General features: G+C 68.6%; 11 protein-coding genes. 7 read left to right on the forward strand and 4 right to left on the reverse strand.

Annotated features, from left to right (window positions below; genetic code table 11):
* Positions 1-2: 2 nt before the first annotated feature.
* From H6717_00170 to H6717_00185, 4 genes are read left to right on the forward strand one after another with little or no spacing between them, the layout of a single operon-like run.
* A complete protein-coding gene (locus H6717_00170; protein MCB9575426.1) occupies positions 3-986 on the forward strand; it encodes a PEGA domain-containing protein in 984 nt (327 codons plus the stop codon).
* Positions 965-2,416, forward strand: coding sequence for an SUMF1/EgtB/PvdO family nonheme iron enzyme (locus tag H6717_00175; protein ID MCB9575427.1), 1,452 nt, complete (start codon positions 965-967; stop codon positions 2,414-2,416). Before H6717_00170 ends, H6717_00175 begins: the two co-directional genes overlap by 22 nt.
* A gap of 20 nt (positions 2,417-2,436) precedes the next feature.
* Positions 2,437-3,744: an SUMF1/EgtB/PvdO family nonheme iron enzyme gene (locus H6717_00180; GenBank protein MCB9575428.1), complete on the forward strand. Its 1,308-nt coding sequence runs from the start codon at positions 2,437-2,439 to the stop codon at positions 3,742-3,744.
* On the forward strand, positions 3,741-4,700 hold the full coding sequence (locus H6717_00185) for a serine/threonine protein kinase (protein ID MCB9575429.1): 960 nt from the start codon (positions 3,741-3,743) through the stop codon (positions 4,698-4,700). The genes H6717_00180 and H6717_00185 overlap by 4 nt, the downstream gene beginning before the upstream one ends.
* Here H6717_00185 and H6717_00190 read toward each other — a convergent pair.
* Positions 4,697-5,563, reverse strand: a complete 867-nt coding sequence (locus H6717_00190; protein ID MCB9575430.1) for an ATP-dependent DNA ligase — start codon at positions 5,561-5,563, stop codon at positions 4,697-4,699. The two genes, H6717_00185 and H6717_00190, sit on opposite strands and share 4 nt — an antisense overlap.
* A 44-nt stretch (positions 5,564-5,607) precedes the next feature.
* Here H6717_00190 and H6717_00195 point away from each other — a divergent pair, with 44 nt between their 5' ends.
* From H6717_00195 to H6717_00205, 3 genes are all read left to right on the forward strand, one after another.
* Positions 5,608-7,608: a PAS domain S-box protein gene (locus H6717_00195; GenBank protein MCB9575431.1), complete on the forward strand. Its 2,001-nt coding sequence runs from the start codon at positions 5,608-5,610 to the stop codon at positions 7,606-7,608.
* A gap of 76 nt (positions 7,609-7,684) precedes the next feature.
* On the forward strand, positions 7,685-8,362 hold the full coding sequence (locus H6717_00200) for a hypothetical protein (GenBank protein MCB9575432.1): 678 nt from the start codon (positions 7,685-7,687) through the stop codon (positions 8,360-8,362).
* A gap of 152 nt (positions 8,363-8,514) precedes the next feature.
* On the forward strand, positions 8,515-8,724 hold the full coding sequence (locus H6717_00205) for a hypothetical protein (GenBank protein ID MCB9575433.1): 210 nt from the start codon (positions 8,515-8,517) through the stop codon (positions 8,722-8,724).
* A gap of 4 nt (positions 8,725-8,728) precedes the next feature.
* On the opposite strand, the gene H6717_00210 is transcribed toward H6717_00205, so the two are convergent.
* Genes H6717_00210 through H6717_00220 form a run of 3 tightly spaced genes read right to left on the reverse strand, consistent with a single transcriptional unit; the run spans position 8,729 to position 12,805 of the window.
* Positions 8,729-10,366 (reverse strand): CxxxxCH/CxxCH domain-containing protein, encoded by a 1,638-nt coding sequence (locus tag H6717_00210; protein MCB9575434.1) that lies wholly within the window; start codon positions 10,364-10,366, stop codon positions 8,729-8,731.
* Positions 10,356-11,405, reverse strand: coding sequence for a hypothetical protein (locus H6717_00215; GenBank protein MCB9575435.1), 1,050 nt, complete (start codon positions 11,403-11,405; stop codon positions 10,356-10,358). Before H6717_00215 ends, H6717_00210 begins: the two co-directional genes overlap by 11 nt.
* Positions 11,402-12,805, reverse strand: coding sequence for a hypothetical protein (locus tag H6717_00220; protein ID MCB9575436.1), 1,404 nt, complete (start codon positions 12,803-12,805; stop codon positions 11,402-11,404). The genes H6717_00215 and H6717_00220 overlap by 4 nt, the downstream gene beginning before the upstream one ends.
* Between the last annotated feature and the right edge of the window lie 135 nt (positions 12,806-12,940).

Here is a 12,940-nt window from a genome sequence, read left to right on the forward strand (position 1 = left end):
GCATGCTGCGACTGTTGCTCGTGATCGCGCTGCTGTTCGCGTCCGGAGTGGCGCGGGCGGAACCGGACGCGGATCCCAAGACGGAGCAGGCACGCGAGCTGTTCCGACAGGGCGCGCGCTACGCCAGCGACACCCGCTGGGGCGAGGCGCTGGCGCACTTCGAGCGATCCGCCGCGCTCCGTCCCCATCCGGGCACCACGTTCAACATCGCGATTTGCCATCGTGCGCTGGGGCGCTACACACGCGCCGAGCGTGCGTTCCGCGCGGCGCTGGCAGAGAACACCGGCGGCGAGCTCGCCGAGAGCGTGGTCCACGACATCACGGGTTATCTGCGCGAGATCGACGCGACGCTGGTCCGGGTTTCGGTGACCCTCACGCCAGCGACGGCGAGCATCACGGTGGACGGAAGCCCGCTCGAGGTCGTCTCTCGCGCCCCCTTGACGCTGCGGGCGGGAACGCTGGCCGCCGGTGAGAGCCAGCGGCCTCCCGGGGGGAAATTCGTGGTCGTACTCGATCCGGGCACCCACGTGCTCTTGCTGAGGCGACCGGGTTACGCAGACGCCGTGGTGCGCAAGAGCTATCGCGCGGGACAGCGCGGGGCGCTGAAGCTCGAGCTCGACCGCTTGCCGGCGTCGTTGAGCATCACCTCCAACGAGGCCCGGGCGGCCGTGAGCATCGACGGCGTGGACGTGGGCACGGCGCCGGTGCGGCTCTCCCGCCCTGCAGGGAGCTACCGAATACTGGTGCGGAAGGAAGGCTACCTCCCCTACGACGGCGTCGTGCGCGCGCGGCCGGGACAGAGCTTGGAAGTGCCGGCACGGTTGATCAAGGATGAGCCGGCGCTGACGGAGCGCTGGTGGTTCTGGACCGCGGCCGGAGTGGTCGTTGCTGGAGCCGTGCTCGGTACCTACGCTGCAACGCGACCCGAGCCCGAGCGACCGGCAGTGGACGGCGGAGGACTGGGATGGGCCATCCGCGCGCCCTGATCCTGCTCGCCTTCGGTTGGGGTTGCTCACCGGCGGCGCCAAAGCCGTACGGTGAGGTGCTGTTGAACGTGGACACCAACGTGACGGTGCCTCGCTTGGCGAGCGAGCTGCGCGTCGACTCCTACGCCGAGGATGGAACCTGGTTCGACTCCCGCGCCATCGGCCTGCCCGACGCCCCGAGTTGGCCGGTGAGCTTCAGCGTGTACTCCGCCGACGAGACGCGGGAGACGTGGGTGTGGGTGCGGCTGCGCGCCTTCTCCAACGGCGCCGTGCGGGACTACCGGGGGGAGCGCTTCACCACCGTGGAGGGCCCGGCGCCCGTGCCAGAGGGGGAGCAGCCGCGACTGACGAAAGATGGCGTGGACGTCACGCCCCAAGAGGAGCCGCTGCCCGCCCTCAGCGTCGATCGCCTGCTGCGCGTTCGGCTCGCACCGGGGAACCGCGGAACGGTATCCGTGCTGCTCGATGGCAGTTGCGCCGGCCGCATGGCGTTCCTTGGCGAGCTCGCTCCCGGTGTGAGCAGCAGCTGTATCGCCGGTCAGGACACCGTCGCCCTGGACGCGGAGCGGAGCGCCGGCATTCAAGCTGCAAAGGAGACTCTGGCGGGCACCTGGGGCGAGCCCTGCGAGAGCGCGCGGGAAGGAAATCGCATCTGCGTACCCGGGGGCGGCACCATCCTGGGCTCCCGTGAGCTCTTGCTGTATCCGGGTCTGCCGCCGACACCGGAACGCGTGATGTACCTGTCGCGCTTCTGGGTCGACGAACGCGAAATGAGCGTGGCGCGATTTCGCGCCGCGCTGGCCCAGGGTTTTGCACCCGCGAACATGCCGACGGAAAATCCCGGGGCCTTGGGGCCGGACTACGTCCAGAACGGCTGCACCTGGAGCACGACGCCCAACGGCCGGGAGGGCTACGCTCTGAACTGCGTGTCGCAGGTCACGGCGCGGGCGCTGTGTCAGTTCTTGGGGGGCGATCTTCCGACGGAGGCTCAGTGGGAGTACATGGCGACCTCCGCCGGCCGCAACGAGCGCATGCCCTTCCCGTGGGGAACCGCTCAGCCCGAGTGTGAGCGCGCGGTGTACGGACGGCTACCGCTCAGTGGCGTCGCCGGCGTTTGCCAAAGCCTGGGGACGGGCCCGGTACCCCTCGACGAAGGACCGGGGGACGTGACCCCGCTCGGGATCTTCGGCCTCGCCGGAGGCATGAGTGAATGGACCCGGGATACCTACGCCGACTACGGCGCGCCGTGCTGGAAGCAGGCGCCGCTCGCCAACCCCGAGTGCAGTGGCCCCGGCGCGAACGTGTCCATGCGCGGCGGCAACTGGGCCACGCCGCCTACGATCCTGCGTAGCGCTTCTCGCTTGGGCACCAGCGCCCAGGGCAAAGCGTCGTTCATCGGGTTTCGCTGCGCGTATCCGGGGGCGGCGTGAAACGGCTCGCGTGCGCTCTGATGGCAATCCTCTGGGGGTGCAGCTCGGCGGCGCCTCCACCCGAGGGACAGCTGCTGGTCTACGTCACGACCGACGCGCCGTTGCCCCCGGCACCTGGGAAGCCAGAGAGCGACGTGGTGCCCTTGTTCGACCGCGCCGAGCTATCCGTAATCGAACCCGGCGCGAGCGCGCCGTGTACGGACTGCCGTCGGGTGCTCGCGCTCGACGCCGAGGCCGTGGACGCCGGCCGCGTGAGCTTCGGCCTGGTCGCTCCCCCGGGGCGTGCAGGCTATCGCTTGCGCGCGCGCTTGTTTCGTAGCGCCACCACCATCTCCGCCGAGCCCCGCCCCGCCTCTACCATCGAAGCGGTGGCGGAGCTTCCTGCGGTCGTCGCGGGCGAGGTGACTCGGCTCACGCTGGTGCTGCGGACCGACGACGTTGCGAAGCCCGAGCTGCCCGTGGCGCTAGTCCCCGGCAAGCCGCCGCGGAGCCTGGTGGGAAGCTATCCCGGCGCTCGACGCACCCCGTGCCCGAGCGCGCCACCGCCCGGCATGGCCTGTGTCCCGGGCGGGGCGTTTTGGATGGGAGATCCCAGCTTGGACACGACGGACGGCGCCGAGTACGACGGCCGGCTGGAGCGCATCGTGGTGCTCTCCCCGTTCTTCGTGGACACCACGGAGGTCACCGTGTCCGCGTTTCGCGCGTCGGGCCTGGCCACGCCGCTCTCGCCCGGGGGACCCAGCAACAACCCCCACGTGGCGGACGCCGATTTCTTCGACTGTCGCTACACCGATGCGCCGGGAGCGAACGAGGACTACGCGGTGAACTGCCTGAGCTGGCAGAAGGCCGAGGCCTACTGCGAGTCCCTGGGCAAGACGCTCCCGACGGAGGCACAGCTCGAATATCTCGAGAGTCGTCTGGGGCGCGCGCCCTTCGTGTGGGGAACCGACGCGCCGACGTGTGCCGACGCGGTCTTCGATCGGGACGCGAGCGGCGGCTGCAAGCCGTTCGGCCCGGCGCCGATAGGCAGTGGCGCTCGCGATCGTCTGGACCTCGACGGCGTGGAAGTGTTGGACGTCACCGGCGGCGTCACGGAGTGGGCTCGAGATCAGTGGAATCGCGAGACCGAGGGCTGCTGGGGCACGGGCGTGTTCTTCGACCCTTTCTGCGACACGCCGAGCGCGCTGGACCCTGCGGCCCGCGTAATGCGGGGCGGCGGCTGGTATGCGTCGATCTGGCTGCTCCGGGCGTCGCTGCGCGCCCGCACCGTGGACGAACAGTTCGCCGTCGCGGGTGAGATCGGGTTTCGCTGCGTGAGCAGTCCATGAGCGAGTGCCTGGACGACGCCGTGCTGCTCGGCTTCGTGGAGCAGCGCCTGGACGGCCCGACCGCGGCGCGGGTGGAGCGACACATCGACGCCTGCGGTGCCTGCCGTCGCTTGCTCGCGATGCTAGCGCCCAGGGAGACGCGGGGACGCACTCTGGACGGGCGCTGGCTTCTCGAAGAGCCCATCGGCGTGGGCTCCATGGGGCGCGTGTTCGCCGCGCGCGACACGCAGTCCGGCGAGCGGGTCGCCGTGAAGCTGATGCGCGACGGGGTGCCGGCCCAGCTGGAGCGCTTCGCTCGCGAAGCGGAGCTCTTGAAGCGTATCGCCCATCCCGGCGTGGTCGGCATCCGCGAGGTGCTCGAGCTCGACGACGGCCTCGCTTTGGTGATGGACCTCTTGGAAGGGATTTCCCTTGAAGTCCATCTCACGAAGCGAGAGCGAGAGACTGCCGGCGAGGCGCGGCGCATCGGGATCGCGCTCGCAGAAGCCGCCGGGGCGGCACATGCCGTCGGCATCGTTCATCGCGACGTCAAGCCCGCCAACGTCTTCTTGGAGCGCGGCGAGCCGCCGCGGGTGCGGCTCTTGGACTTCGGGCTGGCCAAGCTCATTCGAGCGGACTCCGCGGCGAGCACCATCGGGCGCCTCACCGCCAGTGGCACGGCCATCGGCACGCCGGCGTACATGGCGCCAGAGCAAGTGCGCGGCGAAAAGGATGTCGATGCTCGCGCCGACGTGTGGGGCGTAGCGGCGGTGATGTACCGCATGCTCGCGGGTCGTGCGCCGGTCGAGGGTCGCAGCTTCGGCGAGGTGTTTCGGCGCCTGCAAGCTCCCGTTGCGCCGCTCGGGAACGTGCGCCCGGACGTTCCCGCCGCCCTCTGCCGTGTGGTGGACCGCGCGCTGTCCCTCGATCGGGAACAGCGGCCCGCTGACGGAACGGCGTTGGCCCGGCAGCTCTAACGCAGACGCCGCGCGTGGCGACCGAGACCCTTCCACGGGTCCTCGCGCTGCTCGAGGCGGTCGAGCACGCTCTGCATCGAGAAGCCGTCGGGGCGGAGGTCGTCGTCGAGCTCGTCCCAATCGAGGGGCACGGCCACACTCGCGTGCTGTCGCGCCCGCACGGCGTAGGGGGCCACTGTCGTTTGCGCGTAGCCATTGCGCATCACGTCGAGATACAGCCGCCCGTCGCGCTTGTCCTTGCGTTGCTCCAGCGTGAAGCGGTCCGACTCCAGCTCGCTCGCGATGTCGCGCGCCTCGGCGCGTACCTGGTCGAAGTCTACGCTGCGATCCAGCGGCACCACCACGTGCAGCCCCTTCGAGCCCGTCGTCATGACTTGGCAGTAGTACCCGCGCTTCTCGAGCACCGCGCGCAGCTCCCGCGCTGCCGCCAACACCAGACCGAAACCGCCCTGGGGTGGATCCAGATCGAAAATCATTCGATCTGGATTTTTGGGGCGGTCCGCTCGGCTCAGCCACACATGTGGGGTAATGGTGCCCTGCCCCACCAGGTAGGCAAGTGTCGCTGTGTTCTCGACCAGCGTGTAGCGCGTGCTACCGCCCTCCTTCGCCTGGGTGCTCCGGGGCACGAAATCGGGGAAGTGGTGGGGCGTTTCCTTTTGGAAGAATCCGTTCTTGCCAACGCCATCCGGGTAGCGCTCAAGCGTGACCGGTCGGCCCGTCAGATGCGGGAGCATCACCGCCGCCACCGCAACGTAGTAGTCCGCCAGGTCCCCCTTGGTGATGCCGAGCTCGGGGAAGAGGACCTTGTCTGCGTGCTCCAGCGCGACGGTGTGGGGACCGAAATGCAGCTCTCGTCTGGACATGATGATAACGTAGTGCGCGGAGCCGCTTTCCCCAGAGCCACACCGTGAACGTCGCCGAATTGCTAGCCCTGTTGCGACGCGTGGATGCCGTTTCACTGCGGCAAGACGGCACGGTGGTGGCAGATGGTCGCGAGGTAGGACGCCTCACTCCCGGCGAACCGGCCTACGAGCACATCTTCCGCAGCGCCGAGGACGCGATGATCGTGTTCGATCCGGAGGACGAGAAGATCCTCGAAGCGAACGACAGCGCGTGCCGCCTGTACGGCTTCGAGCGAGAAGACCTCGTGGGCCGCAGCCTGGCCACGCTTTCTTCGGACGTGATGCAGGGTCGCCACTACATCGAACAGACGCTCGAACGCGGCGCCCTCGCCGGCATCGAGACGGTGCAGCTGCGCGCGGATGGCACTCCGATGCACCTCGAGTGCAGCGCGAACCGCGTGGAGTTCCAGGGCAAGAAGGCAATCTTGAGCATCCAACGGGATGTGACCAAGCGTCGTCGCATCGCCCACGAGCTCGAGCGCCTGGCCGCGGAGCTCGGCATCATGCGGGCGGTGGATCAGGCTGTGCTGGCCGGCGAGCCGCTGGAAAACGTGGCTCGTGCGGCACTAGCGCGGCTCTTGGATCTGGTGCCGGTGCAGCGCGCCAGTGTGGTGCTCTACGACGAAGAGCGGCGCACCGCGCAGCCGCTGGTGCAGGCCGGCGCGCTCGACGAAGTGCTGCCCAAGGCGCCGCTGCCGCTGGGGGATTGGGGCGACCGCGACGACCTCCAGAGCGGTGCCACCCGCTACCTCTCGGATCTGCGCGCGGAAGGCCGCACGCCGCTCCATCGCCGCCTGGTGGACAGCGGCATTCGGAGCTTCATCACCGTGCCGCTGCTGGCCGCGGGTGCGCTCCTGGGTGAGCTGAACATGGCGAGCGCCGAGGTCAGCGCCTTCGACGAGGATCGCCGTCACCTGGCCCAGGCGGTGGGCAACGAGCTGGCCATCGCGCTGCACAGAGCGCGATTGGCGCAGCGTCTTTCGCAGGAACGCGCGCGCCTTTCCGCACTGATGAACGGCCTGCCGGACGGTGTTGCGCTGCTCGATGCCAATGGTCGCGTGCTGCTCGAGAACGAGCGCGGCCGGGAGCACATGGAGCTTCTGGCTCGCTCCGAGCAGTTCGCCCAAGGCAAGGACGACCTGGCAGCGGCGTCCAGGCCCACGCGTCTCGAGGTCACGGTACAGGGGCGCGTGTTGGTCGTTCGCTTCGAGCGCATCATGGACGAGACGGGTGTGCTCACGGGTAGCGTGCTGTTGAGCGAGGACGTCACGGCGGAGCGCGCCATCGAGCACCGGGTGAAGGAGCACGAGCGCCTGGCCGCCGTCGGGCAGCTCGCTGCCGGAGTCGCTCACGACTTCAACAATCTGTTGCAAGGCATCTCCGCGCACACGGAGCTGGCAGCTCACGTGAGCGGAGTGGCGGAGGTACGCCGACGTCTGGAGCCGGTGCTGGAGCTGTCCGAGCGCGGCGCGCGCCTCATCCGACAGATCTTGGATTTCTCCCGCAAGACCCCGCGCCATGCGGAGCTTCGAGACCTGGGCGCGCTGGTGGAAACCGGCGTCGAGATGCTACGCCACTCCATTCCCCCCAGCGTGGACCTCACCGTGGATCGCGGCAGCGAAGCGGTGTTCGTGCAGGTGGACGAAGCACAAATGGACCAGGTGCTGACGAACCTCGTCCTCAACGCTCGCGACGCCATGCCCTCCGGCGGCGTGCTGCGAGTGACCGTCGGCAGCAGCGAGCCGCCGGAAGATGCGCCGGAGCTTCCCGAACGCTGCGGCTACCTCTCGGTGCAAGACAGCGGCACCGGCATCGACGAGGACGTGCTGCCCCGGGTGTTCGAGCCGTTCTTCACCACCAAGGAGCCGGGTCACGGCACCGGCCTCGGTCTATCCCAGGTGTACGGCATCGCGCGCCAGCACGGCGGTGTCGTGCGCGTGCAGAGCAGCCGCGACCAAGGCACCACCTTCACCGTCTATCTTCCGCTCCACGAGTCCAAGCGCTGAAGCTCGCTTCTTTTGTTGGTGCGGCGCGATGCCCGGCGCGCGAGCGAGCTTCACGAAAATGCAGTACCGTCAGGGCATGCCTTTCGGCGCCCCACGGGTGGCGCTCGTTGCTGCCCTGCTCCTCAACGGCTGCGGCTCATCCGAAGCTGCGGCCGGAGGCGCCGCTGCGGGCGGTGGCGGAGCCGGCGCCCAAGGTGGCGGCGCCGTGGGGGGCGGTGGCGGCGCGAGCGGGGACGGCGGCGGCGGGAAGGACGCGGGGACCTTCGTCGTGCTCCCGGCTTCGCTCAAGGCTCCCGACGCGCCGCTGAACCTGCTGAGCGACGGCGATCCGCTGGTGGTCGCCCTCGCGCCCCAGGGCGGATACTTCTCGTTCGTTACCGCGCGCTTCGGTCCCTTCGACGCCGACGAAGTGGAGCTCATCGTGCGCGTGAAGGAGCCCGGCACCGGCCGCGTGGTGCGGGAAGACCTACGCCAGGGGCCGGTGGTGAAGGTGCCGGGCTCGCCGGGCTTGGTGGAGGCGGACCCCGCCTACCGCGGCGCGGTCGCGCATCTTGCAATGTGCCCGATCCAGGACGAGCCGATGGTGGGCAAGGCGTGGGATCTGGAAGTGACGGTGACGCCCAACAACGCGGCCCACGTCACGGGGACGGGCAGCGTGCGCGTGACGCCGAGCTGCATGCCGACGGACGGGGGCACGAAGTCGATCTGCGAGTGCACCTGCGCCCCGGGCTGGGAACCGGGGGCGTGCTACTGACGAGCCGCGACGGACGCGGCGTGAGGTACCGCGGCGGACCGACATTCCCTGGCCGTCGAAGCACTGCGAAGTGACAGGGGACGCCCGGCATTCGCGTGGAAAGCGGCTCTTGGCTTGACCGGGTGGTGGGGGCGGGGGTAGCTCTCACGGCCGTGAGCGAGAAGTGCGACAAGCGTGCGATCCTGATCGTGACGCAGAGCGTGCAGGGGACGGCCTCCAACGTGGCCAAGCAGCGCGTGGAGCTGTGCTGCACGGAGCCGGCGGGGCACGAGGGGCCGCACTACGACCGCACGCACGACGAGCGCTGGCAAGATGACGGTCGCGAGCTGACGACCGTCTTGCGCCACGAGTCGGACGAGTAGCTCGTCAGAACGTGACCTTGCCGTCGATGTGCGTGGTCTTGTCCGCGCTGAACTTGGTGTGACAGGTGCTGCACGACGAGTCGTTCGGGTGTGGTGCCGGCGGCGGGAATCCGTGACAGGCACCACAGGGGGCTTGATTCACTCCGGTCCAGGTCGGGGCGGTATTGGAACCGTTCGAGTTCCAACTGCCACCGTGGCAATAGGTGTTCGTGCAGCTGACGCCGTCGTAGGTCGGAGTGTTCACGTTGGTGCCGTTGGCGTGATCCAACGTGGCGACGCCGCTGAACGTGAGCTCTGCAGGCCCCGCGGTATCGTAGTGCCCCGGGGCGTCCACGCTGGCGGGCACGACGTGGCACTCGACGCACTCCACCGGGCGCCCCGTGATCCCACCGCTGAGGTGCGTTTGGTGCGCGCCTACGCCGGGGAAGCTGGTGGCCGTGTGGCCCGAGAGGTCCACCGGCGGCGCCGCGTTCTGCTGGCTGCCGTGGCAAGCGTTGCAGGTGGTGGGTAGCACCACGTCTACTGTGCCATTCACGTGCAGGTCGCGGTTCACGATGGTCTGATTGTCCGCTCCGACGACTGCGCCATGGCAGAAGTTGCAGTTCGTCATTTGCGGGTGCGGCGCGGGGGGCGGCGCACCGTGGCAAGTGGTGCAGGAGAGGTTACCGGCGGTGCTGGTCCACTCCGGGCTGTCCGTCCCAGTGGCGCTCGGTCCGTGGCACCAGGAGTCGCTGCACTTCTTGGCGGTCCGATTCCAATCTGGAGCGCGGCCACTGGTAGTGGCCACGCCGGTGAAGATCACCTCGGCGGGCGCGGTGTCGATGTGGCCGGGATCCCCAACTTCCTTGGGTACCACGTGGCACTCACCGCAGGCGACGGGACGGCTGTTGGCGCCGCCCGCGAGGTGCACCTGATGGGCGCCCACGCCGATGGCGGTGATGTCGCTGTTGCCCTGCGTGTCCACCGGCGGCGCGGCGTTCTGCTCGCTGCCGTGGCAGGTGCTGCAGGTGAGGTCGATGACCTCCACCTTTCCGTTCACGTGCTTCTCGGGCGCGATGAACTTCATGTTCGCGCCGATGACCTCGCCGTGGCAGTTCTCGCACTGCTCCACCGCGGGGTGAGGCAAGGGCGGTGGCAACGCGTGGCAGCTGCCGCAGGCGTCTGCGCTCGACCGTGGATGGGTCCAGCGTGTCTCTGCGTTCTGGTGACAGTAGGTGTCGGTGCAGCTGCGCGCAGCCGCGCTGTAGCTGGGATCTCGACCGCCGGTCTTGGCCAGCTCGCCGAAGGTGAGCTCCGCCGGGCGATCCGTGTCCGCGTGGCCCTTCTGCCCGGTGGTGGTAGGCACCACGTGACATTCCTGGCACGGTACGGCCGCGTGGGTGGGGCCGTCGTGCAGGTGATTCTGGTGGGCGCCGACGCCGGGGTAGGAGGGATCCGTGTTGCCGTTCAGATCGATGGGCGGCGCGGACTTCACCAGATCGCTGCCCGGGTTGTTCGGGCTGCCGTGACAGCTGGTGCACTCCAACGTCTTCGGTGAGGTGTCTTCCGAGCGTCGGTCGAGGCAACCCGGAGCCAAGGCGGACAGCGCGGCGAGGGAGACGGCCGCGCACAGGAGGCTGGTGACGCGCGCGCTACTGTTCATGGCAGTACCTACACATCGCCGCGCCGTCGGAGCGGCTGCTCTTCCAGCCGTTCGGGTGGGGGTTGCCGCCGTAGGCGCCCACCTTGTGGCAACGGATGCAGTTGGTGGCGGGGCCCTGATCGTGGCACGCGGCGCAGGCAACGATGTCCCGTCGTGCTGCGCGACCGTGGAAGCTGCGCCCGTCGGTGTTGCCGCCCACCCAGCCCGGCGGGTGGGGGTTGGCTCCGCGGATGGCGTTGCCGCTTACACCGTTCTTCACGTGGCAGCTGTCGCAGGTTTCCACGGTGTGGCACTTGAGGCAGCGGGTCGGCTGGCTCTTGGCTTCTATCGGGTGCCGAGTCAAGAAGTCCCCGCGGTGCACCAGACGCCGCTCGATGGAGTCCGGACGGCGCTTCTCGATGCTGAGCCCCTGGCTCACGTCGTGGCAGTCGTCACACTGCTGCTGGGAGTGGCAGTTCTGGCAGATGGCCTGCTTCTGCCGAGCGAGCACGCCATGCCGATGGGTGACGAATCCCGCATCGTGACGCAGGAACGTCTGCGGCATGAGCTGAGATAGGTCGGCGCTTTGATGGCAGGGCGTGCACACGCCTTCGTCCCACTGCTTCTGGTGCTCGTGGCAGGTGAAGCAGCGCGCCATCGTAGGAAATCGTGGCTCGCTCTTTTCCACGATGCCAGCGTGACACGGCACGCACTGGCCTTTGTTGCCCGGCATGGCCAGGTGCTTGGCGTGGAAGAAGCGAATGCCGTAGGCCAGCGGCTCGGGATCTTGCGGCGGGCGATTCACTGCGGCCAGCGCCTGCTGATCCGTGGGTTTGTGGCAGCGCTGGCAGACGTCCACCTTGGGCAGCGCCGCGGTGCGGTTGCCCTGCTTGGGGTGGTGACAGGTCGCGCAGCTGAGGCAGTCCGGCAGGCCCGGGCCGCCGCACTTGAGCTCCGTGAGGTGGAGATCGTGAGGGAAGCGCGGCTGGCTGTGTTCGCTGCACGCCAGCAGCAGCGCCAGGCCGATGGCCAAGAGCAGGAGCAAGCGAGCGTGCTTCACGTGCCCCCCCTTCCGCCGAACAGGTAGCTGAGGCGCACCAGGCTCTGCACGTCGGACTTGGCGTAAGGCGAGCGCGCCACCGAGGCCCCCCACAACACGGACAGCTCCGGCAGCACGGCGTAGCCGAGGGTGCCGGCGTACACGCTGGAGGTATCGATGCCTCGAATGCTCTCGTCGTAGAAGTAGAGATAGGCCTCCGCAGTGGCCGTGAGGGGTCGCACGATGCGGCGACGCAGCGAGGTGCGCAGGGAGTGGTAGCCGTTCTCCGGCGCAATCACCCGGCCGTAGGCCACGATGATCATCGTGCGCTCCGGCCGATCCGGCGACCAACGCACTTCCGCGTCTCCCCGGCTGCCCCGCTCGCCGTCCGAGAACAGCTCGATGAAGCCATTGCCTTCCAGGGCCAAGCGCGGCATCGCGTGCAAGGTGAAGCCGCCGCCGACCTCGTCGAAGGAATCCGTGCTGAACACGCTGAGCACGGATTGATGCGAAAGGAATGCGGCGGGCACCGTGTGCGTGAACTCGCCGGTCAAATCCACGAGGTAGTGGGGCGTTGCGTCGACCCACGCCCGCGCGTCTGCCAGGCGACTGCCGTCCAGATCGAAGATGCCATTGCCGCCGACGGCGAGCTTGTCGCTCGGCTGCCAGTGGGCGTCGGCTCCGACGTTGCGATGGGCGAGCTCGCTGTTTTCGTGCTGCTCGTGGAAGGACGCCCCCGCGGACAGCGGCCCCTTGTCGTAGAACAAGCGCGCCCCCGCCAGCCAGTAGCCCGTGCGGTTCGGATCCTCCAGCGCGTCGGGATTTCGAAGCAGCGTATCTTGTGCGCTACCGAGCTGCTGATAGCCGATTTGTTGGTTCCAGCGCGGAAGCACCGAGAGACCGCCGTAGGCTTCGGCTCCCAAGCCGACGTCCAAACGGCTGCCCACGGCCAGGCCGTCGAAGCGCGCGTAACGAGCGGCACCACCGGCGAAGGCCTGGCGCCCGAGGCGGAGCCAGGTTTGCCCTTGGTGGTAGCGCACGTTTGCGCTCTGGACGTCGCCGTCCAGGCGGTGCTCGCGGGCGACGCCGTCGCCGTTGTCGAGCTCCCCCAGGTGCACTCCGCCCCAAGCACTCAGCTCGACGTCGAGGCTGTCCTTGTGTCCGATGGCGTCGATGTCCTGGACGCGCAGTGACAGGTACTGATTGATGGGCGCGACGCGGCGGCTCACGACCAGCGCGCCGTCCGGCCCCGGGAGCAGCGCGCGCTCATACAGCTGAAACAGCGTTTCGCCGCGGGCCACCACGGAGTAGTGATCGGAGGGTTGGTCCTGCACGTCGTCGTCCGCCGCTGCAGCCGAAGCTGACAGCGCGGTGACCGTGAGCGCCGCACCAATGCTCGTAACGAGTGGTCTCAATACCACGACAGCTTTCTACCACAGCGTTCAAGCGCCGAAAGACCCGCCGAGCGTCCGACGTGACAGCGCGCAGCTCGAGGATCCCGACTCCAACATTTTCGTCTCAGACTTCAGTGTTTTGGAGCAGGGTGCGCAAATTTC

It is taken from the genome of Polyangiaceae bacterium (genome assembly GCA_020633235.1).
Taxonomy (GTDB): domain Bacteria; phylum Myxococcota_A; class Polyangia; order Polyangiales; family Polyangiaceae; genus JACKEA01.